This window comes from Aeromonas sp. R2-1, from assembly GCF_040908425.1.
Classification (GTDB): domain Bacteria; phylum Pseudomonadota; class Gammaproteobacteria; order Enterobacterales; family Aeromonadaceae; genus Aeromonas; species Aeromonas caviae.
This window is the reverse complement of the sequence record NZ_JBFODR010000012.1, coordinates 40,007-61,437: the sequence shown is the minus strand read 5'-3', so window position 1 is coordinate 61,437 and position 21,431 is coordinate 40,007. Positions and strand designations below refer to the sequence as shown.

25 protein-coding genes and 1 riboswitch are annotated in these 21,431 nt (G+C 62.9%); of the genes, 3 read left to right on the top strand and 22 right to left on the bottom strand.

Annotation, left to right across the window (positions count from 1 at the left end):
* Window positions 1-8 precede the first annotated feature (8 nt).
* The 8 genes from fgIL to lfgB form a co-directional block, all read right to left on the bottom strand.
* Window positions 9-1,115 (bottom strand): lateral flagellar basal body P-ring FlgIL, encoded by a 1,107-nt coding sequence (fgIL, locus tag AB5Y80_RS02735; protein ID WP_041214014.1) that lies wholly within the window; start codon window positions 1,113-1,115, stop codon window positions 9-11.
* Between the two features lie 8 nt (window positions 1,116-1,123).
* Complete coding sequence (gene flgH, locus AB5Y80_RS02730) at window positions 1,124-1,795, bottom strand: flagellar basal body L-ring protein FlgH (RefSeq protein ID WP_042015080.1); 672 nt, start codon at window positions 1,793-1,795, stop codon at window positions 1,124-1,126.
* The gene (gene lfgG / locus AB5Y80_RS02725; RefSeq protein ID WP_041211815.1) at window positions 1,795-2,580 is read right to left on the bottom strand and encodes a lateral flagellar basal-body rod protein LfgG; all 786 of its coding nucleotides are present in this window, start codon (window positions 2,578-2,580) and stop codon (window positions 1,795-1,797) included. The genes flgH and lfgG overlap by 1 nt, the downstream gene beginning before the upstream one ends.
* A gap of 75 nt (window positions 2,581-2,655) precedes the next feature.
* Complete coding sequence (gene lfgF / locus AB5Y80_RS02720; protein WP_368172495.1) at window positions 2,656-3,390, bottom strand: lateral flagellar basal-body rod protein LfgF; 735 nt, start codon at window positions 3,388-3,390, stop codon at window positions 2,656-2,658.
* 10 nt (window positions 3,391-3,400) lie between these two features.
* Window positions 3,401-4,594 (bottom strand): lateral flagellar hook protein FlgEL, encoded by a 1,194-nt coding sequence (flgEL, locus tag AB5Y80_RS02715; RefSeq protein ID WP_045522183.1) that lies wholly within the window; start codon window positions 4,592-4,594, stop codon window positions 3,401-3,403.
* Between the two features lie 17 nt (window positions 4,595-4,611).
* Complete coding sequence (locus tag AB5Y80_RS02710; protein WP_042015076.1) at window positions 4,612-5,295, bottom strand: flagellar hook assembly protein FlgD; 684 nt, start codon at window positions 5,293-5,295, stop codon at window positions 4,612-4,614.
* Window positions 5,296-5,721, bottom strand: coding sequence for a lateral flagellar basal body rod protein FlgCL (gene flgCL / locus AB5Y80_RS02705; RefSeq protein WP_041211819.1), 426 nt, complete (start codon window positions 5,719-5,721; stop codon window positions 5,296-5,298).
* A 2-nt stretch (window positions 5,722-5,723) separates the two neighbouring features.
* The gene (lfgB, locus tag AB5Y80_RS02700; RefSeq protein WP_041211820.1) at window positions 5,724-6,113 is read right to left on the bottom strand and encodes a lateral flagellar basal body rod protein LfgB; all 390 of its coding nucleotides are present in this window, start codon (window positions 6,111-6,113) and stop codon (window positions 5,724-5,726) included.
* A 61-nt stretch (window positions 6,114-6,174) separates the two neighbouring features.
* Here lfgB and lfgA point away from each other — a divergent pair, with 61 nt between their 5' ends.
* The 3 genes from lfgA (at window position 6,175) to flgN (ending at window position 7,758) form a co-directional block, all read left to right on the top strand.
* Window positions 6,175-6,966: a lateral flagellar basal body P-ring formation protein LfgA gene (gene lfgA, locus AB5Y80_RS02695; RefSeq protein WP_323881936.1), complete on the top strand. Its 792-nt coding sequence runs from the start codon at window positions 6,175-6,177 to the stop codon at window positions 6,964-6,966.
* A gap of 79 nt (window positions 6,967-7,045) precedes the next feature.
* The gene (flgM, locus tag AB5Y80_RS02690; RefSeq protein WP_041211822.1) at window positions 7,046-7,318 is read left to right on the top strand and encodes a flagellar biosynthesis anti-sigma factor FlgM; all 273 of its coding nucleotides are present in this window, start codon (window positions 7,046-7,048) and stop codon (window positions 7,316-7,318) included.
* Window positions 7,315-7,758 carry a flagellar export chaperone FlgN gene (gene flgN / locus AB5Y80_RS02685; RefSeq protein WP_368172494.1) on the top strand — a complete coding sequence of 148 codons (444 nt, stop codon included), beginning with the start codon at window positions 7,315-7,317 and terminating at the stop codon, window positions 7,756-7,758. Before flgM ends, flgN begins: the two co-directional genes overlap by 4 nt.
* Before the next feature lie 4 nt (window positions 7,759-7,762).
* Here the strand turns inward: flgN and lfiJ are convergent, their stop codons facing one another.
* From lfiJ to lfiM, 14 genes are all read right to left on the bottom strand, one after another.
* Window positions 7,763-8,179: a lateral flagellar protein LfiJ gene (gene lfiJ, locus AB5Y80_RS02680; RefSeq protein ID WP_368172493.1), complete on the bottom strand. Its 417-nt coding sequence runs from the start codon at window positions 8,177-8,179 to the stop codon at window positions 7,763-7,765.
* A gap of 9 nt (window positions 8,180-8,188) precedes the next feature.
* Window positions 8,189-9,520 carry a lateral flagellar FliI-like assembly ATPase LfiI gene (gene lfiI, locus AB5Y80_RS02675; RefSeq protein WP_323881933.1) on the bottom strand — a complete coding sequence of 444 codons (1,332 nt, stop codon included), beginning with the start codon at window positions 9,518-9,520 and terminating at the stop codon, window positions 8,189-8,191.
* Window positions 9,513-10,205, bottom strand: coding sequence for a lateral flagellar assembly protein FliH (gene lfiH, locus AB5Y80_RS02670; RefSeq protein ID WP_368172492.1), 693 nt, complete (start codon window positions 10,203-10,205; stop codon window positions 9,513-9,515). The genes lfiI and lfiH overlap by 8 nt, the downstream gene beginning before the upstream one ends.
* 12 nt (window positions 10,206-10,217) lie before the next feature.
* Window positions 10,218-11,246, bottom strand: coding sequence for a lateral flagellar motor switch protein FliGL (fliGL, locus tag AB5Y80_RS02665; protein ID WP_041211827.1), 1,029 nt, complete (start codon window positions 11,244-11,246; stop codon window positions 10,218-10,220).
* Window positions 11,233-12,987, bottom strand: a complete 1,755-nt coding sequence (gene fliFL, locus AB5Y80_RS02660) for a lateral flagellar M-ring protein FliFL (protein WP_082180905.1) — start codon at window positions 12,985-12,987, stop codon at window positions 11,233-11,235. The genes fliGL and fliFL overlap by 14 nt, the downstream gene beginning before the upstream one ends.
* 8 nt (window positions 12,988-12,995) lie before the next feature.
* Complete coding sequence (gene lfiE / locus AB5Y80_RS02655) at window positions 12,996-13,322, bottom strand: lateral flagellar hook-basal body complex protein LfiE (RefSeq protein ID WP_128271445.1); 327 nt, start codon at window positions 13,320-13,322, stop codon at window positions 12,996-12,998.
* A gap of 11 nt (window positions 13,323-13,333) precedes the next feature.
* The gene (lafK, locus tag AB5Y80_RS02650; protein ID WP_269475233.1) at window positions 13,334-14,596 is read right to left on the bottom strand and encodes a lateral flagellar response regulator transcription factor LafK; all 1,263 of its coding nucleotides are present in this window, start codon (window positions 14,594-14,596) and stop codon (window positions 13,334-13,336) included.
* A gap of 251 nt (window positions 14,597-14,847) precedes the next feature.
* Window positions 14,848-14,935, bottom strand: a riboswitch (cyclic di-GMP riboswitch).
* A 194-nt stretch (window positions 14,936-15,129) separates the two neighbouring features.
* Window positions 15,130-17,205, bottom strand: a complete 2,076-nt coding sequence (gene lfhA / locus AB5Y80_RS02645; RefSeq protein ID WP_041211829.1) for a lateral flagellar biosynthesis protein LfhA — start codon at window positions 17,203-17,205, stop codon at window positions 15,130-15,132.
* Between the two features lie 3 nt (window positions 17,206-17,208).
* The gene (gene flhB / locus AB5Y80_RS02640) at window positions 17,209-18,345 is read right to left on the bottom strand and encodes a flagellar biosynthesis protein FlhB (protein ID WP_041214022.1); all 1,137 of its coding nucleotides are present in this window, start codon (window positions 18,343-18,345) and stop codon (window positions 17,209-17,211) included.
* Window positions 18,342-19,124, bottom strand: coding sequence for a lateral flagellar biosynthetic protein LfiR (lfiR, locus tag AB5Y80_RS02635; RefSeq protein WP_104452187.1), 783 nt, complete (start codon window positions 19,122-19,124; stop codon window positions 18,342-18,344). The genes flhB and lfiR overlap by 4 nt, the downstream gene beginning before the upstream one ends.
* Window positions 19,121-19,390 carry a flagellar biosynthesis protein FliQ gene (gene fliQ / locus AB5Y80_RS02630; RefSeq protein WP_041211832.1) on the bottom strand — a complete coding sequence of 90 codons (270 nt, stop codon included), beginning with the start codon at window positions 19,388-19,390 and terminating at the stop codon, window positions 19,121-19,123. Before fliQ ends, lfiR begins: the two co-directional genes overlap by 4 nt.
* A 1-nt stretch (window position 19,391) precedes the next feature.
* Entirely contained in the window at window positions 19,392-20,126 is a 735-nt protein-coding gene (fliP, locus tag AB5Y80_RS02625; protein WP_041211833.1) for a flagellar type III secretion system pore protein FliP, read from the bottom strand.
* Window positions 20,126-20,503 (bottom strand): lateral flagellar motor switch protein LfiN, encoded by a 378-nt coding sequence (lfiN, locus tag AB5Y80_RS02620; protein ID WP_041211834.1) that lies wholly within the window; start codon window positions 20,501-20,503, stop codon window positions 20,126-20,128. Before lfiN ends, fliP begins: the two co-directional genes overlap by 1 nt.
* Before the next feature lie 7 nt (window positions 20,504-20,510).
* Window positions 20,511-21,386: a lateral flagellar motor switch protein LfiM gene (gene lfiM / locus AB5Y80_RS02615; RefSeq protein WP_183148999.1), complete on the bottom strand. Its 876-nt coding sequence runs from the start codon at window positions 21,384-21,386 to the stop codon at window positions 20,511-20,513.
* Window positions 21,387-21,431 lie beyond the last annotated feature (45 nt).

Here is a 21,431-nt window from a genome sequence, read left to right as displayed (position 1 = left end):
AGAGATCCTTAGATGACCACCAGCTCGCCTTCGAGGGCTCCCGCCTCGTCGAGGGCTTGCAGGATGGCCATGACATCATCCGGGGTCGCCCCCAGGGAATTCACCGCCTTGACGATCACCTCCAGGGAGGTGCCATCCGGCCAGACAAACATGTTGTTGCGCTCCCGGTCAACCTGGATCTGGGAGTTGGGCGTCGTGGTGGTCCGCCCGTTGGAGAAGGCGTTGGGCTGGCTCACCGTCTGGCTCTCCCCTATGGTGACCGTCAGGCTGCCATGGCTGACCGCCGCCTTGTGCACCTTGACCCCCTGCCCCATGACCACGGTGCCGGTACGGCTGTTGAAAACGACTCGCGGCCGCTCCTTGCCCATGTCCACCTGGATGTCCTGCAACAGGGCCATGAAGGAGATGCGCTGGCTCTCATCGCGGGGGGCCGCAATCTGGATGCGACCGGCGCTGACCGCCTTGGCCACGGGGCCGAGCTGGCGGTTGATCTCCCGCTCCACGTTGCGGGCCGTCTTGAAGTTGGGCTGGTGCAGGTTGAGCGTCACTTCCGGCTTGTCCGAGAAGTTGCTGGCCACCTCCCGCTCGATGATGGCACCGTTCGGGATGATGCCGGCCGTTGGCACGTTGATGGTCACGGAGGAGCCGGATTGCCCCTCCGCCTTGACCCCGGCCACCACCAGGTTGCCCTGGGCGACCGCATAGACTTCACCGTCGATCCCGCGCAGGGGAGTGAGCAGCAGCGAGCCGCCTCTCAGACTCTTGGCATCGCCGATGGAGGTCACGGTCACGTCCATCTGCTGACCTTTGCCGGCGAGGGCGGGCAGCGTCGCCTGCACGGAGACGGCAGCCACGTTCTTGAGCTTGGGATCGATGTCATCGGGCAGTTGTACCCCGAACTGCTTGAGCATGTTGGTCATGGACTGGCCGGTGAATTTGACCTGGCTGCGATCCCCGGTACCGGAGAGGCCGACCACCAGGCCATAGCCCACCAGCTGGTTGGCTCTCATCCCCTGCACGTCGGCAATGTCCAGCAGGGCCCGTTTGGCGGGGGCAGCGGCGCCGGCTACGCCCGACAGCGCCAGGCAGAGCAGGGCGATATACCATCTGTTCATCGAAATCCTCACAAGGGGGAGAAGGCGGAACTGAAGAAGCGCGACAGCCAGCCCATCTGGTTGCTGTCGGCCAGGGCGCCGCGACCGGCATAGGTGATGCGGGCATCGGCGATGCGCTGGGAGGAGATGCGGTTGCTCTGGTCGATGTCCTCGACCCGCACCATGCCCCCCAGACGGATGTACTCATCCCCCTGGTTGAGGCGGATCCACTTCTCCCCCCGGATCCCCAGCACCCCGTTGGGCATCACTTCGGCCACGGTGACCGTGATGGCCCCCGCCAGGGTATTCTGCTGGCTGGAGGTCGCCCCGCCGTCGAAGTCGCGATCCGCCTTGATAGAGGCGCTCCAGTCCGGTCGGGAAACTCCACCGATGGAAGGCACAGGCACGCTCAGATTGCTGTTCTTGTTCATGCTGGTGTTGGCCTTCTTGCTGGACTGGGTGCGCTCCTCCAGCATGACGGTCAGGATGTCGCCGACCCGGTAGGCACGGCGATCCTGGAACAGGGTCATCATGTAGTCGTTACGGTAGAGGCTGCCATCCTCCCCCACCCCGGCTTTCGTCAGCTCGGAGCGGGAAGGGGCCCACTTCTCGTCACCGGGCTCGGGGGCCTGCAACTCGTAGGTGGAGCAGCCCCCCAGCAGCAGGGCGAGCACGACGCAATACCACACCGGCTTCATCATCACAGCGCCTGGGTCACGAACTTGAGCATCTGATCGGCGGAGGAGACCACCTTGGCATTCATCTCGTAGGCGCGCTGGGTGGTGATCATGTCCACCATCTCTTCCACCACGTTCACGTTGGAACTCTCCAGGGTGAACTGTTTGATGGCCCCCATGGCCTCTTCACCCGGGACCCCTTCGATGGCTTCACCGGAGGCACCGGTCGCCCGGTAGAGGTTGCCCCCCAGGGCTTCCAGACCGGCCGGGTTGGAGAAGTTGGTCAGGGTGATGCGCCCCAGCTCCACGTTCTCCTGCTGTCCCGGCAGGGTGGCGCTCACGGTGCCGTCGGTGCCGATGGCGATCTTGGTAGCGTTGTCCGGGATCTGGATCTGCGGCAGCATGGGCAGGCCGTCGGCATTGACCAGCAGCCCTTCCGCATTGCGGTGCCATTGACCGTTGCGGGTATAGGCCGTCTCGCCATCCGGGCGCTCGACGCTGAAGAAGCCGGCCCCCACCACCGCCATGTCCAGCTCCTGGTTGGTGTTCTGGAACTGCCCTGGCGTGAATACCTTCTGGGTGCCGACCACCCGCACACCGTTACCCATCTGGATGCCGATGGGGGACAGGTTCTGCTGATCCTGCTGGGCACCGGGCTGGCGCTGAACCTGATAGAACAGATCCTCGAACGCCACCCGATCGCGCTTGAAACCGACCGTGTTGACGTTGGCCAGGTTGTTGGAAATGCTGGCCATCTTGGCATCCTGTGCCGACAGACCCGTCTTGCTCACCCAAAGCGCTGCATGCATCTTCGTTTCTCCACCTGATTCGTTCGAACGGGGTGCATCCCGTCAGTATTCATTCCCGGCCGCCATGGCCGACCGTCAGCCCTGGCCAGAGATCAGCCTGGCACCCTGCCTGGCCTGCTCGTCCGCCGTCTTCATCAACTTGACCTGCAACTCGAAATTGCGGGTCAGGGACATGCTGCCGATCAGCTCGTCCACCGCGTTCACGTTGGCCCCCTCGAGGAAACCGGACGCCAGCACCACCTGTTCGCTGATCTCCGCATCCCCGCCCTGGCGCTGGCGAAACAGGCCGTCAACCCCCTTGACCAGCTCGGCCGGATCCGGGTTCACCAGCTTGAGTCGGCCCACGTCCAGACGGGCGCCGCCCCCCGGCGGGGTGATGCTGAGGGAGCCATCCTTGCCAAAGCTCAGATCCCGATAGGCGGGCAGCACCATCTCGCCGCCATCCCCAAGCACGGGACGGCCGTTGAGGGTCAGCAACCCCTCCCCGTCCACCTCCAGGTTGCCAGCACGGGTGTAGGCCTCCTTGCCGTCTGCGGTCTGCACGGTGAGAAAACCGTCGCCGCGGATCGCCACGTCCAGCTTGCGGCCGGTCTGCATCAGGGCGCCCGCCCGAAAGTCGGTTCCCGCCTGCTCTTCCCTGGCCATGACCCGGCTCTGGTAACCATCGCCGGTCAGGGCATAGGCGGACGCCCGCTCGAAGTCGGCACGAAAACCTGCGGTATTCACGTTGGCCAGGTTGTTGGCACGGATCTGCTGGGCCATGAGGGTGTGTTGCGCCCCCGACATGGCGGTATAGATAAGCTTTTCCACGGATCACGCCTTAGAAGGAGTTGAACAGGACCTGGGTCATCTTGTCCGCCGAGCTGATGGTCTTGGCGTTGGCCTGGTAGTTGCGCTGGGAGGTCATCAGGCTGACCAGTTCCCCGGTCAAGTCGACGTTGGATGCCTCGTAGGCGCCCGCCGTCAGGCCACCCAGGGTCCCGCTGCCCGGCGCCCCCAGCACGGGCTGGCCCGAGCTGAACGACTGCTGCCAGGTGGTGTTGTTCGCTTGCAGCAGGCCCTGGGGATTGGCGAAGTTCGCCATCACCACCTGGCCCTGGAGCAGGCTCTGGCCGTTGGTGAAAGTGGCGTAGACGCCGCCGTCCGCATCCACCCTGACCCCGGTCAGATCCCCGGCGGTATAGCCGTTGGACTGGTTGCGCGTGGCGTTGAAATCGGAGGCGTACTGGCTGACCCGGGCCAGATCGGCGGTGAGGGTGATGGGCTCGGCACCGGCGGGGGCCAGGTTCAGCACGGGGGCCGTGGTCGGCGACTTCAGGGTGCCGTTGGTGTTGAACTCCATGGTCACCGGCGCACCGGTCTGGGTCCCGTTGAAGGCATAGTTGACCTGCCAGGTGTTCTCGCCGGTCTTCACGAAATACTGGGTGACGGTGTGCTCGACCCCAAGAGAGTCATACACCTTGCTTGACTGGGAGTAGCTGAAGCTGTCCGCCTTGGCGGGATCGAAGGGGTGCAGCCCCTGGTCGATGACGCTGGCGTCCGCCTTGAGGTTCGCCACGAACTCCAGGGTGTCGGACGGCTTGGCCGCCAGGCTGCCCGCCTTGACCTGAATGTCACCCACCACGCCGGATTGCAGCTCACCCGCCTCGTTGGTCACATAACCCTGCAGACGGTTGCCGCTGGCGGTGATCAGGTAGTTGCTGGCATCACGCTGGAACAGGCCGGCCCGGGTATAGGAGGTCTGACCGTTGTCATCCTTGAGCACGAAGAAGCCGTTGCCGGAGATGGCCAGATCCAGGCCCCGCCCGGTACGGGTCACATCCCCGTTGCGATCGAAGTTCTGGGAGACGTTGCTCATCTCCACGCCGCCGGCCTGTCCGCCACCGTAGATGGCGGCAAACTCGGCACGGCTGGACTTGAAACCGGCGGTGCTGGCGTTGGCCACGTTGTTGCTGATGACGCTCAATTCCTGGTTGACGGCGCGCAGGCCACTCAGTCCGATATTAAAAGACATGTTTCGCTCCTATCTGGTTACGCCGACTTGCCAAACTGGACGGCGCTGAACAGGGGAACCTCCCCCACGCCTGCCACTTGCAGCATGATCTCGCCCGTGCCCGGCAAGCTGACGCGCTCCACCTGGCTGGCTACATAATTGCGGGTGGTGGTGGCGACTCCCCCCAGGGAAGCCTTCACCTCGAAGCTGTATTCGCCAGCGGGCAGCACCGGCAATTCGTAATCCAGCGCCCCCGCCTTGCTCTCGCCCCAGTTCTTGGTGGCGACCAGGGTGCCGTGCTTGTCATAGACCTTGAGCTCGACCGTGTCGGCCGCGCCGCCCAGCTCCACCTGACCGCGGATCGCCTTCTCCTGCTCCTGGCCAAGGGTCTGGCTCGGCACCATCACTTCCTTGTCGATGAGATCCGTGCTCTGGAGCACCTGCTGGGTGTCCATCATGTTGATGGACTTCTGCTGCAACACTTTCAGGCTCTCGACCCCTTCCACCATGCTGAACTGGGCCAGCTGGGTAACGTACTGGGCACCATCCAGGGGGTTGGTGGGATCCTGGTTCTGGATCTGGGCCACCATCATCTGGAGGAATTCGTTGCGAAGCTGGACCCCCTGCCCCTCGGAAGTACCGTTGGCGGCGATCTCAGGGGTGGCGGCTCGCTGGCTGGCGCTGCGGGCGGTATCCAGGCTGCTGACTTGAGGCAGGCTCATTTACACCCCCTGACCAAGACGCAGCAGCCCTTGCTGCATACTGTTGATGCGGTTGATCACCTCGACCGAGGTCTCGAATCCCCGGGAGGCGCTCATCATGTCCGCCATCTCTTCCACCGCGTTGACGTTGGAGTAGTAAACGAAGCCATCCCCGTCGGCCAGGGGATTGGTCGGCTCCAGACGTTTCTCCACCTGGCGGTCAGACTGGACGATACCGGCGATCTGCACCTGGGCTGCCCCCAGCCCCTCGGCCTCCTGCACCCGCTGATAGAGGGTGGAGAAGACGGGCTTGATGGCGCGGAAGGCGGCCTCTTCGCTGCCGGCGGCGCTGTCGACGTTGGCGAGGTTGGAAGCCACGGTGTCAAGGCGGACGGTCTGCGCCCGCATGGCGCTGCCGGCGATGTCATAGATGCGATTGAACGACATGATTAACGGCCCTCGATCGCCTTGGCGATCCCGGTGATTTTCATATTCAGGAAGGTGAGACTGGTCTGGAAGTCGGTGGCATTGCTGGCAAACTTGCTCTGCTCCACGCTGAGCTCGGCGGTGTTGCCATCCATGGAGACCTGATAGGGTATGCGGTAGAGGGGATGTTGCATGTCATTGCCCATGGTGCCCTCGCTGATGGTGCTGCCCGGCTCTCCTGCCTCCACCTGCCGGGCGACCCGGCCGAGGATGGCCTTGTAATCCACATCCCGTGCCAGATAGCCCGGGGTATCCACATTGGCCAAGTTCCCTGCCAGAATACGAGCCCTGTCTGCCCGCACATCGAGGGCATAGGGGTGTACGCCAAGCGCACTGTCAAATGAGATACTCATGCTTCATCCTTCTTGTGAACCAGTCAGACCGGTGCATCCTTTATCAAGACTCATGCCAATCATGAAAAACCGTTGTTTCCGCTGGTCAGGCCATCCCCCCTGGCTGACAAGAGTGACAAAAGGGGAAGCATTGTTTCCCATAGGGAAGCGAGCAGGTCTCCTTGCCCTGCTGCTCCTGGCACTCCCCTCGTGGGCGGCCCCTTCGTCGCTGTCGCAGCAGTTGACCGACGGTCTGAGGGCGGATGCAGAAACGGCACTGGGGGAGTATCTGCGCCAGCAAGCCTGGCCAGAGACCCGGGCCGACTATCAGGTCTGGCTCTCCCCCGCCGTGGCCCACCTGCCGGCATGTCGTCAGGCGGTTCGCTTCCAGGCTGGCGGGCAGTATCGCCAACCCTGGGGGCGGCGCCCCTATCTGGTGGAATGTACCGAGCCCGCCTGGCAGTTGCGGGCCCGGGTGGAGGTCACCCTGATGTTGCCGGTCTGGGTGGCGGCACGGGACATCCCCAAGGGACATGTCATCGCCCCGGAGGATCTGCTGGAGAAATCCCTCGATGCCAGCCGGTTGCAGCGGGGCTTCACCCACAGCTCGCAGCCCCTGGCAGGCAGCAAGAGCCTTCGCCATCTTAGGATGGGGCAACTGGTCGGTGAACTCGATCTGCAACAGGCCTGGGCCGTCCGGGCAGGGGAAGGGGTGCTGATCCGGGCCGGGCAACCGGGCTTTTCCGCCACGACCCGTGGAACGGCCTTGTCAAACGGCGCCATCGGTGAAGGGGTGAGGGTCAGGAATCTCGGCTCCGGCAAAGAGATCCAGGCCTGGGTGGTTGACAAGGGGGAAGTCGAAACCCGCTTTTAGCGCAGAAATGGCGAGTTTGATTCAAGTTCGGCCACCTCAGGGTCGCCTGTCACAAGAGAGACCACCAGGAATTCACGTTATGAAAATCACACGCACCGACCCTGTCTACGTTCAACCCCAGTCTCAGCGCAAGGCGGGAGCCACACCGGCACCTCAGCCCCAGGCCAGCCAGGGGGAAGCCAGGATCAGCGCCACCGCCCAGACCATCAATCAGGCGAGGGTCGAGCTGGCCTCCACCTCTGATGTGGACATGGAGAAGGTCAACCAGATCCGCCAGGCCATCAGCGAGGGTCGGCTCGAACTGGACATGGATGCCCTGAGCCAGGCCATTCTGGACATGCATCGCCGATGAGTCTGCCTCCCAAACAACGGATCCAGCAGTTGATCATCGGCATCCGGCAGGATTGTGGCCGCTACGCCGACCTGCTGCAGTTGCTGCTCAATCAGTACCGTCTGCTGGCAAGCCACGACGTGGCCGGGCTGACGGAACACAACCGGCAACAGACCCGGCTCATGGGCGAGATCCAGCACCAGGTCAGGCTGCGCTGCGAACATCTCCAGGCACTGGGACTCAAGCCTGACGAACGGGGCATGACCATCCTCATCGGCAAGCTCCCCTCCCCGCTGCGCCAGCAAGTGGACGAGCAGTGGCAGCGGCTGGAGCAGTTGCTGCTACAGTGCCGCCGCCAGAACGAGCAGAACGGCCGCCTGCTGGCAGGCCAGATAGAGACCATCCACACCCTGCTGGGCCAGGAGTCATCCTATGGCAGGCAGGAGCACTTCCCCGACTGACCCTTTACGTTCCCTGCCGGGCACGATGACCCAGTGCGGCGAGTTCGTCGAGCTGCCGCTGCTCACCTGACTCCTGACGCTGACGGGCCGCCAGGGCCCGCTTGTCCAGCAACAGCTCCAGCCCCTTGACCCGACCGAACTGCCTGACGAGCTGCCCCTCGTGATGAGCCAGATCCTGGCTGGCGAGCGCACACTGCTGCAACTGGTGGGTCAGCAGGTGGCGAAGCTGCCCCTGCATCTGCTGCTTGTTCTGCCACAGCAGGGGATGAAAGCTCGACGAGCCCAGATGCATCGTCTCGATGACCTCCTGCAGCCTGAGGGCTCGGTGCTCCTCCTTCATCGCCACCTCGCGCAGACGCTGCCGCTCCTTGCCCATGGCCTCCAGGGCATCCTGCTGCAGACCGAGATAGGATTTCAGCACGCCGCCTCCTTACGCCCTGCCGAGCACATGCTTGAGACCGCCCAGCACCTGGGTGATGGGTGTCTCTTCCTGAATGCCCTGCTGCAGGAAGCTGGCGATGGCAGGATAGCGCTGGACCGCCTCGTCCATCTGGGGATCCGCCCCGGGCTGATAACCCCCCAGGGGCAGCAGCTCACGCACCTGCTGGTAACGGCCCCAGAGCTGGCGCAGATTCACCGCCAGCCCCTGCCATTCGGGAGAGACCACCTGAGGCATCACCCGGCTCACCGAGGCACCGATGTCGATGGCGGGATAGTGCCCCTCCTCCGCCAGGCGGCGGGTCAGCACGATGTGACCATCGAGAATGGCCCTGGCGGAATCCACCACGGGATCCTGCTGGTCATCCCCTTCCGCCAGCACGGTATAGAAGGCGCTCAGGCTGCCCTCGGGGTGCGTGCCGTTGCCCGCCCGCTCCACCAGCTGGGTGAGCAGGCTGAACACCGAGGGCGGATAGCCGCGGGTCGCAGGGGGTTCGCCGATGGCCAGCGCGATTTCCCGCTGGGCCTGGGCGTAGCGGGTCAGGGAATCCATCAGCAGCAACACATCCTGACCCTGATCGCGGAAATATTCGGCGATGCGGTGGCATAGCTGGGCGGCTCGCAGCCGCATCAGGGGGGACTGATCCGCCGGTGCCGCGATCACCACGGCGCGGGCAAGCCCCTCGCTGCCCAGGCTGTGTTCGATGAACTCCCTCACCTCCCGGCCACGCTCGCCGATGAGCCCCACCACCACGATGCGGGCGCTGGTATTGCGGGTCATCATGCCGAGCAGCATGCTCTTGCCCACACCGGAACCGGCAAACAGTCCCAGACGCTGACCCTTGCCCACCGTCAGCAGGCCATTGATGGCCCGGATGCCCACGTCGAGCGGCTCGCGTACCGGGGTGCGCAACAGGGGATTGGGAGGGGAGGAAAACAGGGGAACCCGTTCCCCTTCCTCTTTCAGGGGACGGCCATCCAGCGGTTGCAGCAGGCCATCCACGACCCGGCCAAGCAGATGCTCGCCGACCCGGATGGTCTCCTCTCCGTCGACAGGCAGCACCCGGGCGCCGGCATAGAGACCGCTCATGGGCTGGAGCGGCATCAGGTAGGAAATGTCCCGGTTGAAGCCGACCACTTCCGCCAGCAGGGCGGCGCCGGTGGCGGTCTCCACCTCGCAGCGCTGCCCCATGATGAGCTGGCACCCCACGACTTCCAGAGTCAGGCCGGTCACGCGCACCAACCTGCCATAACGACGATAGCCGGGCACCTCCTCCAGGCTATCGAGGGCACAGGTCAGCGCCTGTTGCAGCGCATCATGCATCCGAAGAGAGTTCCAGGGTCTGGTTGAGTTGTTCGATGCAGCGGCCGAGGCGCTCCCCCGTGTTGATCTCGACCACCGCGGCCCGTGTCTCGATGCGGGCGTCCCCCACAGCCAGTGCCGGGTCCACCTGCAACGGCCACTTCTCGCAGCGGGTCACCCCCTGCTCGGCCAGGCGCTGCCGGTCTCCTTCGTTGAGGTAGATCACCAGCTCTTCCGACTCGCTCGGCAGGCTGGCCATGGCCTGCTCCACCTGCTGGAGCACCTGCTGGGGATTGAGGGTGAACTCGGCCTGGATCACGCGCTTGGCCACCTGGGCCACCATCTGGGCGACCAGGGCCTTCTGTTCCAGCATCCGGGCCCGGGTCAGGGATTCCCACTGCTGCTGCAACGTTGCAAAGGGCACCATGGCCTCATCGAAGGCGGCACGTCCCTCGGCCAGCCCCTGGGCCAGACCACGCACCTGTCCCTGTTGCAGCCCCTTGGCTTCCCCCTCGAACAGGCCACTGGCCAGCCCCTGCTGGTAACCGGCCTGATACCCTTCCGCCTGCCCCTGCTCCAGCCCCTGCTGGTAGCCGTATTCGAACTCTTCCTGCTGGCTTCTGGCCTCTTCCCCGCTCTGGCCCAGCGCCGGGAAGCGGTAGACACGGGTGGCACCTGCCGCCAGTTTGCGCACATGCTGACTCATGCCTGTCTCCTGTTAACTGACGGTGGGCTCTTCGAACAGCTGGAACTCGATCTCGCCCTGCTCCACCAGCTCGCGCACCAGCTTCATGGCCTCTTCCCGGGCCTGCTCCACCTTGCGCAGGGAGACGCTGCCCTGATCCTGGATCTGGGCCTCCAGTGCCTGTGCCATCCGTTTGGGCATGGCGCCAAGCACCACCTTGCGGAAACCGGCATCGGTGTTCTTCAGGGCCAGGGCCAGCAGATCCGCCGGCAGCTCCTGCACCAGACGTTGCAGGGTATCGTCGCTCTGGCGACGCAGGGCCATGAAGTCGAACATGTTCTTCTCGATTTCGAGGGCCAGCTCACCATCGTGCTCCCGCAGCAGGGTGAGCATCTGCTCCTTGTTCCCCTGATAGCGATTGAGGATATCGGCCACCTGGCGCACCCCGTTGACCTTGGCGCCGGACTGATCGGCCACATAGGCGAGGCAGCGATCCAGGGTGAGCCTCAGCTCCCCCAGCACGTGTTCGCTGACCGAGCTGAGGCTCGCAACCCGCACCAGCAGATCGTCGTGCACCGACCCCGGCAGGGCATCGAGCACGGCAGAGGCGGTCTGGGGTGGCAGGAAGGCGAGCAAGACAGCCTGCATCTGGGGATGCTCATTGCGGAAGAAGCGGGCCAGCACATCCGCCGGCACCCATTGCAGACGCTGGATGTCCTGGCTCATCGCATCGCCATAGAGGCTGTCGAGCAGGCTGCGGGAAAGCCGCTGGCCCAGCGCCAGATCCAGGGTCTGTTCCAGATATTCCCGGGAGGCGCTGCCGATGCCGCTCTGCTCGCGATACTGGTTGAAGAACTGCTGCAGCGTCCACTTGGCTTCTATCGAACTCACGCCGGAGAGGCTGGCCATCTTGGAGATGAGGCGCTGCACTTCGTCGCGGGACAACTTCTGCATCACCTTGGCCGCCGCCTCGGTGCCCATGCTCAGCAGCAGGATCGCGGCTTTTTCCAGATTGTCGATGTCGATGTCGACCGCGTTCTGATTCAGATTAACGTTGCTCATTGCCACTCACCCATTGTCTGACCACTTCCGCCACCCGGGCCGTGTCCTTGTCTACCAGCAGTTGCAGGTGCTTGAGCTGGACTTCCAGCTCGGAACCCGGTTCGGGCAGCGCCTCCAGATCCAGGGAGGAGAACTGGGGCTCGAGCCGGAACTCGGACTGAGACTGGGACAGGCTCTTGCCCGTCGCAGACTCTTCCAGTTCCCCATCCCCTTCCCGGCGCATGGAGAGGCCCATGGTCGGCTCCTGCTCCTCGTCCGGCTCCTGTGCGGCATCAGTGTCGGGATATTGCTGGGTACGCACCAGGTGCTTCACCAGAGGACGGATGCCGAAGAACACCAGGGTCAGCCCCAGCAAACCACCCACCAGGTAACGCAGGGAGTCTTGCCAGTAAGGGGTTTCCAGCCAGCTCGACGCTGGCGGCTCCACCGGCACCGCACCGGTGAAATCGAAGACCTGCAGACTGATCTGGTCGCCACGGGTGCCGTCAAAGCCCACCGAGCGCTCCACCATCTGGCGGATCTGCTCGAGCTGTTCCGGACTCCACCCCTCCTTGGGGGCGCTCTGCTGATTGAGCAGGATGGAGACGTTCATCTTCTCCAGTCGTCCCTGCTGATAGCGGGTATGCACTATGGTGCGGCTGCTTTCATACTGCCTGCTGACTTCCTGCCGCTCGGTGCGGGTATCGTTCTTGGCAGGCTCCTGGGCAGCATTCCCCTCGGTGGCGGCCTGATCGGTCTTGGGAGCGGTTTCGGGCGGTCGATTGGAGAGCGCACCGGGGATACCGAGGGCCAGGGCATCGATGGTCTTGTCCGATTTGTTGGACTCCCTAGTCACCACGGCATTGGGATCGAGCTGTTGCTGGGTCTCTTCCACCGCATTGAAATTGACGTCCGCGGCGATCTGCACCCGGAAGTTGCCCGTGCCCAGCATGGGGGAGAGCATGTCGCTGGCACGCTGGCGAATGTACTGCTCCAGCTTGCGCACATATTCCATCTGCTGGACGCTCTGCTTGCCGAAACCGGCCTTGTCGCCGAGCTCGGCACTCAGCAGCTGGCCGCTTTGATCCACCACGGTGACGGCCCCGGGCTTCATGCCGGAGATACTGCCCGCCACCAGGTTGGCAATCGCCTCGACCTGGCCCGGCTCCATGGTCTGGCCCGGTTGCAGATCCAGCATCACGGACGCGCTGGGTTTTTCCTCGTCACGCCCCACGAACAGGGTCCGCTTCGGAATGGCCAGATGCACCCGGGCACTGCGCACCGCATCCAGGGAGATGATGGTTCTGGCCAGCTCCCCTTCCAGGGCATGGCGGTAGCGCGCCCCTTCCATGAACTCGCTGGTGCCAAGGCCGGTGACATTGTCGAGCCCCTCCAGGCCGGACGGCATGGCCGCCCTCACGCCCCGCGCGGCCAGCGCCATGCGGATGTGGGCCAACTGGCTTTCAGGCACCAGGATCTGGCCGGAACTTTTCTCCAGCCGGAAGGGTACCTGCTCCTTCTCCAGCATCTCCATGATGTTGGCGGTGTCGTAAAGCTCCTGCTTGCCGTAGAGGGGCACGTAATTCTTGCTGGAGGTCCAGAGGATGACCACTATGGTGGCGGCAACCACGGCGGCCAGCAGCGCGATGGTCAGAATGGATTTGTTGTCGCGAGACAGGGTACGCCAGTTGCGCACCCCGTCCTGCACCCGGGCCAGCAGGGAGCCCGATGCCCCCGGTGCGGAGGATACCAGTTCAGTCATGATCAACCTCAGAGCGGCATGCGCATGATGTCATCAAAACCCGTCATCAGTTTGTTGCGCACCTGCATCAGGGCGGAAAAACTGAGACCGGCCTTCTGGCTGGCCACCATGGCCCCCACCAGATCGTCGCTCTGACCCGCATCGACGGCGGTCATCAATCGGGAGGCGATGTTCTGCTGCTCGTTGACGCGGCCGACGACGTCGCGCATGGCGTCGCTGAACGAGACGCCTGACGCCTCGTTCGGTTCGATGGAAGGGGCTTGACTGGCGACTCGCTGCATTTCCTGCATCTGCTGCAGGAGCGTCACCTGTGATGACATGATCTCAATCTTCACTCGGTTATCCCTTAGTTTTGTATCTGCTGCTCGACATCGATGCCCTGCTCGCGCATGGCAGCCAGCTTGTATCTAAGTGCCCGGGTCGTCATTCCGAGGGCTTCGGCCGTGCGTGTCCGGTGACCACGGAAACGGCGCAACGTCTCAAGGACGAATTGAAATTCAGCATGCCGCTTGGTCTCGCTGAGCCCCTCGGGGGCCGCAAGCGCCTGCGGTTGCGGGGTGTCGGCTTCGGCGGCGTAATGGGGCAACATCAGATCGACGGCCTGAATATGCAAGCCGCGAGCCATAATTAGCGCTCGCTGAATCACGTTGTCCAGCTCACGCACATTGCCAGGCCAGTCATAGGAGAGCAGTTGCTGACGGGCACTCTCACCGAGGCGATACCCCTGCTGTGCGGCGTAGCGTTCGATGAAGTATTCCGCCAGAGGCAGGATGTCATCCCGCCTCTCCCGCAGTGCCGGCCAGCTCATGGGGAGCACGTCAAGCCGGTAGAAAAGGTCCTCGCGAAACGCACCCTGCAGCACCAGCTCCCTCAGGTCCCGGTTGCTGGCGGCGATGATCCGCACATCCAGCGCGATCACCTGATGACTGCCGAGGCGTTCCACCTCTTTCTCCTGCAACACCCGCAGCAACTTGGCCTGCAGCGCCAGCGGCAGTTCGGAGATCTCGTCGAGCAGCAGGGTGCCGCCCTGGGCCAGCTCGAATTTTCCCTGCTGGTTGGCGGTTGCCCCGGTGAAGGCCCCCTTGCTGTGTCCGAACAGGATGGATTCGAGCATGGCTTCCGGGATGGCCGCACAGTTGATGGCCACGAAAGGCTTGCCGGCCCGGCTGGACATCTCGTGGATGTAGCGAGCCAGTCGCTCCTTGCCTGTCCCGGATTCGCCACCGATGAGGATGGTGGCCGATGTCTTGGCTGCCCGCCGGGCAAGCTGCAACACCTGCAGGCTCTGGGGGGACGTGGCGATCAGATTGGGAATGGCCTGGCGCAGGCGCAGGGCCCCTCTCACCACATCGAGGATCTGGCGCTGGCTGAAGGGCTTGATGATGTAGTCGATGGCGCCGGCCCGCATGGCTTCCGCCGCCAGGTAGGCCTGATGCTCGTTGACCAGAATGACGCAGTCGGTCCCTGCCAGCGTCTGCACCATGGCGGGCCCTGCCTCGGTCATGACCGCCATGTCGAGCAGAATGAGATCGACCGCATGGTTCGAGAGAAATTGCTTGGCCAGCGACACGGAATCGACACAGGAAACACGATAACCGGCACTGAGCAATATACGTTCAACATCGTTTCCATTTGATAACGAAGCGGAAACTAATAATAAATGAGCATGCATTTCAATACCGGTCGGTATTGAATTTTCCTTGCTAGATAAATCAGAAAACATATATCCCGAACCTGTGATTGCACATGAATCAATCAACAGAACTGATGCGTGAAAAATAAAGACACACAAATAGAGACCGCACCCGTTATTGAGTGAATGGTCTATATCGGTATAAAAACAAGGCGGGAAATCATGGCCTTGGTAACCCCGCTATCATTAGCATCAATGCTGTTAGACCGGAGGCTTTGCGTCCTGACTTTTCAGTTCAGTTTGCCTTTATCATGCGACGACCCGTATTTGGATGGCATGGCTACGTTGTCCCTGAAGCCATGTGATACATCCGACTATTTCTATTTTTTTCTTAACTGTCAGTATGTATCGCGTCAAAAGTCGTCACATGATAGCGGCTTTATATGACAATTCAAGCAGATATGCGGAATAGGCGCTTCCTGTCCCTGTGACGCCAAGGCAATTCCACTTCAGCCCAGAGTCCCGATGACTTCGACTCGCAAATCTTCCGGTATCTCGTTATAGGAGAGCACCTTGAGGCCTTTCGAGAAGGAACGGGCATAACGGGCTATCAGCGGTCTGAGCTGGGGCATCACCACCAGCACGGGCGCATATCCCTGTTGCTGCAGTTGCTCCTTCACCAGCGGCATGTTCTGCTGCAACTGCGCCAGCAACTGGGGATCCACCGGGAAGCTGTCCAGCTGGATCTTGCCCTGCTGCTGTGACTGGCTCATGGCCGTCAGCAGGGTCTGCTCCAGCCGGTCATCCAGGGTGAAGGCCGCCAGCACGTCGCGGGACCCTATCGCCTGTCTGACGATCTGGCGCTTCAGTGCGCAGCGCACATCGGACGCCAGCAGGACGGGATCCTTGGTCAGCTCGCTCGCATCCAGCAAGGTGGTGGCGATGGTGCGGATGTCGGTGAGGCTGATCTGCTCCTTGAGCAACTGGCGGAAGACCCGCAGTTGCTGCATCTGGGTCAGGGCCAGATTGAGCTCTTCCGCAAGACGGGGGGACTGGGTCGCCAGATGCTGACCCAGCTTGCCCACCTCGTCATGACCAAACAGGCCGTCGAGCTGTTCCCTGAGCAGCTTGCTGGCGTGAGTCGCGATGACGGTGGCGGAATCCACCACCGAGTAGCCCAGATTGAGGGCCTTGGCCTTGTTGTCCGGCGAAATCCAGACCGCACTCATGCCATAGGCAGGATCCTGTGTCAGCTCGCCATCCAGGGCGCCATAGGTCTCACCGCTGCTGATGGCCATCAACCGCTGGCAATCCACATTGCCCGAGGCCAAAGGGATGCCGGAGAGCTTGATGCGGTACTGGTCCGGCTGCAATTGCAGGTTGTCCCTCACCCGGATCTCGGGCAGCAGGAAGCCGTACTGCTCGGAGAGTGTCTTGCGAATACCGCGCACCCGGGCCAGCAGCTCGGCCCCCTTATCCGCCTCCGCCAGCGGTACCAGGCGATAACCCAGTTCGATGGCGACCGCATCCACCGGGGGCAGGTCCTGCCACTCCAGCCCCTGGGGCTCCGGCTGCACCATCTGGCGCGTCAGCGCCTCGGCCGCATCCAGCGCGGGATCCTGCACCCGGCGCTTGCTGACGCTCCAGCCGGTCCAGGCCAGCACGGCCGCAAAGCTGAGGAAGGCCAGCATGGGCATGCCGGGAACCAGCCCCAGGATCAGCATGACGGTCGCCGCCGTGTAGATCACCCGAGGAGACGCCAGGATCTGCTGGCCAACCTGATCCGACATCTCCCCTTCGTCACTCACGCGGGTGACGATGATGGCTGCAGCCGTGGACATCAGCAGGGAGGGGATCTGGGCGACCAGACCGTCACCTATGGTGAGCAGGGCATAGATGCGGAAGGCATCGGAAACCGGCAGCGAGTGCTGGAAGATGCCGATGGCCAGGCCCCCGACGAGGTTGATGATGAGCACCAGCAGACCGGCGATGGCATCACCACGCACGAACTTGGAGGCCCCGTCCATGGCCCCGTAGAAGTCCGCTTCCCTGGCGATCTCCTCCCGTCTTGCCCGGGCCTGGTGCTGATCCAGGGTCCCCGCATTGAGGTCGGCGTCGATGGCCATCTGCTTGCCCGGCATGGCGTCCAGGGTGAAGCGGGCGGACACTTCCGAGATCCGCTCGCCCCCCTTGGTGATCACCACGAAGTTGATGATCATCAGAATGACGAAGACCACCAGACCCACCACGTAGTTGCCACCGATGACCACTTCGCCGAAGGCCTGGATCACCTTGCCGGCCGCTTCGTTGCCTTCATGGCCGTGCAGCAGCACCACCCGGGTGGAGGCGACGTTGAGGGAGAGCCGCATCAGGGTGGCCACCAGCAGCACGGTCGGGAAGACGGAGAAGTCGAGGGGCCGGCGGGCCGAGACGGAGACCAGCAGCACCAGCACCGCCAGCACGATGTTGAAGGTGAACAGGGCATCCAGCAGCCAGCCTGGCAGAGGCAGTATCATCATCGCCAGGATGGCCAGCAGCATCATGGGGATGGCTGTATAGGATTGGGTAAAGACACGCCAGTTCACAACTTACCTCTCAGGTTGACGTAATTCGGGCGGCACGTGCAGGGGGGCAAGGGGATTGGGTTTCCTGCCCTTGCCAGCCTCATAGGCCCGTAGCTGCAATACATGGTTCAATACATAGGCGACCGCGGTGTACAGACCCGCCGGCACTTCCTGATCCACCCGGGTGGAGTAGTAGATGGCCCGGGTCAGCTCGGGCAGGCTCATCACCCGCTTGTCATGGGCTTTGGCCACCTCGCGGATCCGCTCCGCCATGCCGTCCACCCCCTTGGCAATCACATAGGGGGCGTTGGCCCGCTCGGGATCGTACTTGATGGCCACCGCATAATGGGTCGGGTTCACTATGATGACATCGGCCTGGGGCACCCGCTGTTCGATGCGGGCCCTGGCCAGCATCCCCTGCACCTGGCGGATCCTCGCCTTGATCTCCGGACGCCCCTCGCTGTTCTTGTGCTCGTCCTTGACCTCCTGCTTGGTCATCTTCAACTGCTTGTTCAAGGACCAGCGCTGGTAGGGCACATCCAGCACCGCGATGAGCATCTGCACACTGCCTAGCAAGATGAATGCCTGGGAGAGGATCCGCAGCGCCTGTTCCATGGCCGCCTGGGGCGGCATGCGGTTCATCATCATCAGGGTGGGCCACTGGTGCTGGAGCATCATGGCCAGGGTGCCGCCGATCAGCAGCACCTTGAGCAGGGATTTCAGAAGTTCCATCAGACTGTGGGTGGAGAACATCCGCTTGAGCCCCTTGAGCGGGTTTAGCTTCTCCCCGCTTGGCATCAGCTTCTTCCAGACCAGCACCATGCCGCCAGGCACGCTACTGAGCAGCACCAGCAGCAGGGCCAGCACGCCGAACAGAGGCAGCAGCACCCACAGCATCCCGATCAGGGCGTCCGCGGTCCACTGGATCATCATCTGGGGATCCCGTGCCCCCTGCCAGTTGAAACGCTGAGGCTGCTTCATCAGCTCGGCAAAAAAGAGCCCGAAACTCGGCACCATCCACTGCATGACCAGACCGCCGACGAGCAGCAGGCCGGCCGAGCTCAACTCCCTGGAGCGTGCAATCTGGCCCTCTTCCCGCGCCTTGCGCCGTTTCTGGGAAGAGGCCTCTTCGGTTTTGTCCTGGGCGCTGTGCTGGCTCATGTCGGCGTCAATGCCCTGAGCTGGGTCAGCACGTAACCGACCAGATCCAGATAGCGGGCCGGGACGCCGCTGATGGAGATGGCCATGGTGAGCAGCCCCAGCAGCAACGTCATGGGGAAGCCCAGAGAGAAGATGTTCAGGGAAGGGGCCGTACGATTGAGCACCCCGAAGGTGAGGTTCACCATCAGCATGGCCACCACGGCAGGCAGGGTCAGGATGAGGGCGGCTCCGATGCTCCAGCCAAACAGGCCGATGACCCCCTTCAGATCGAGGACGTAGAGCGATGTTCCCGGCGGCCAGGTGCGCAGGCTCTGCACCAGGACATCCAAAGTCACCAGATGGCCGTTCAGACCGAGGAACAACAGGGAGCAGAATACCAGCATGATCTGGCTGACGATGGGCGCCGTGTCTCCGTTGGAAGGATCGTTCATCACCGCCATCCCCAACCCCATCTGCATGGAGAGGATCTGCCCCGCCATGGTCATCACCATGAACAGCATCTGTATGCAGAGCCCGAACAGCAGACCGAACAGCAACTGCTCCAGGGTCAGCACCATCATGCCGGCACTGAGGGGATCCAGCGCCGGCATGCCTTTCATCATGGGGGCGATCAGCAGACTGATGACGAAGGCCAGCAGGATGCGAACCTGTGCAGGCACCCGGCCGTCACCGAATACCGGCATCACCCAGAAGGCGGCCGCGATGCGAATGAAGGGCCACCACCACTGTCCCAGCCAGGCGGTCAGCTCGGCCGCACTGAACGACAGCAGGGAGTTCATCCGATAAGCCCGGGGATCTTCTGGAACAGGTCGGCGAACAGGGTGGTGATCTGCGACAGCAGCCAGTTTCCCGTGAAGATGAGGGTCAGCAGGGTCACGATGAAACGGGGCAGGAAGCTCAGTGTCTGTTCCTGGATCTGGGTCGCCGCCTGGAAGATGCTGACCACCAGCCCGACGATGAGACCGGGCACGATCAGCACCGAGACCATGATGACCACCAGGTTCACGGCCCCGCCCACCAGGGCCACACTCTGCTCGGGGGTCACGTCAGCCTCCCCCGCCGAAACTGGCCGCCAGGGTACCGACCGTCATGGACCAGCCATCCACCAGCACGAAGACCATCAACTTGAATGGCAGCGAGATGATGAGAGGGGAGAGCATCATCATCCCCATGGCCATCAACACGCTGGCGACCACCAGATCGATGACCAGAAAGGGGATGAACAGCATGAAACCTATCTGGAAGGCGGTGTTCAGCTCGCTCAGCACGAAGGCCGGCAACAGCACGCCGAACGGCACCTCGCTCTTGGCGAGGGTGGTCGGCTCTCCGGAGATGCGCAGCATCTGCTCGAGATCCGGCTCCCGGGTCTGGGCCAGCATGAATTGGCGCAGCGGTTTTTCGGCGCGGGCCAGCCCTTCCGTCAACGTGATTTCGTTCTGGTCGTATGGCACGAAGGCGTTCTGGTACATCTCGGTCCAGACCGGCCTCATGATCACCAGGGTCAGAATCAGGCTGATGCCGATCAGCACCCGGTTGGGTGGGCTTTGCTGCAATCCCAGGGCCTGACGCAGGATGGCCAGCACTATGATGATCCGGGTAAAACTGGTCATCATCAGCAGCAGGGTCGGCAGCAGACCCAGCAGGGTCATGAAAAAGAGGATCTGCAGCTTGACGCTGTAGTCCTCTCCCCCTGCTTCGCTCGGCGATACCGAGAACAGCGTCATGTCCGCGCCCCAGCTCGGCAACGCCAGCAGGAGCAGGGCAACCAGCAGGTAACGCATCAGTCGTTCATGCCGCCCAGCAATTTGGTGTCCACGACATCCACCAGCCGCAGCCCGTATTTGCCGTTCACCACCACCACCTCGCCCCTGGCCAGCAGGCGCCCGTTGACGCGGACATCCAGCGGCTCGCCCGCCAGCTTGTCCAGCTCGATGACGGCCCCCTCTTCCACCTTCATCAGCTCGCCCAGCGCCACCTCGGTGCTGGCCACTTCCAGCGTCACCTTGACCGGAATGTGGTGAAAGAAGGAGAGATCCCGCTGCTTGGTACTGCTGGTCGGCGCCATGTAGTCGGCCGCACTCGGCATGCTGATGTCGTCCCCAAACAGCTGATCCAGGCCATCCAGATCCAGCGGGTCATTCATGTTGTGCTCGTTCACGATTCGACTACTCCTCTACCACTGTTGCGACCTGGTACACCAGGCTGCCTTTATGTTCGGCAATGCGTCCATTGAAACAGGGGCGCTGGCCGATCAGGGCCGGCACCACCTCGGGTAAATCCAGCGAGAGCACGTCTCCCACCTTGAGGCATTCGAGATCCGCCAGCGTCATGGACATCTGCCCCATGACTACCCGCAGCCGCACCGGCACCTGGATCAGCGCCTCTTCCAGTTGCGCCACCTGCACACGCTGACCTTCAGCGATACCGGGCGCCTCTTCGGGGGGCGCCAGCCAGAACTGCCAATCGTGCTGGCTGCCACCGGCCAGCATACTGGCCTGCGCCTTCCAGAGCGGGCCTGCGGGCAGGGCCTCCCGGGAGATCAGATTCAACTGCCAGGAGAGGTCTCCCTGACCTTGACAGGTCGACCAGATTTCCACCTGGTACTGGCACAGCCGCAGCAGCAGTCGCTGTTCGGTGTCGGTCAATCCCCTGCCATGGGGTGCCGTGGCCCCCTTATGTTGCAGAGTGCCGCCGAAAAACAGCACGGCAAGCCGATAGATGACCGCAGGAGAGATGGAGAAAAAGGCGACACGCTGGGCATCCAGAGGAGTACGGGCTTCGACCCAGACCTGATGATCATCCTCCTCTTGCGGCAACGCAGAAGAAAAGTCCTGGTAACCCAGATCGCAATCCGCCGCATTGAACAACTGGGCCATGCAGCCCGACGCCTGCTGGGAAAAGACGCTCAGTTGGGTGTTGAGTTGCCTGAGACGGGCCTGATTGGCCCTCTCGACCCCCAGCAAGTCATATTGAGGCAGGGCTCTGCCCCGCTCGGCACAGATCAACCGGGAAGGGGTGTGCATTACGCCGCTTGATGACATTACAAATCCACCTTTGCCATTTTCATCTCGTCCTGCTGCATGGAG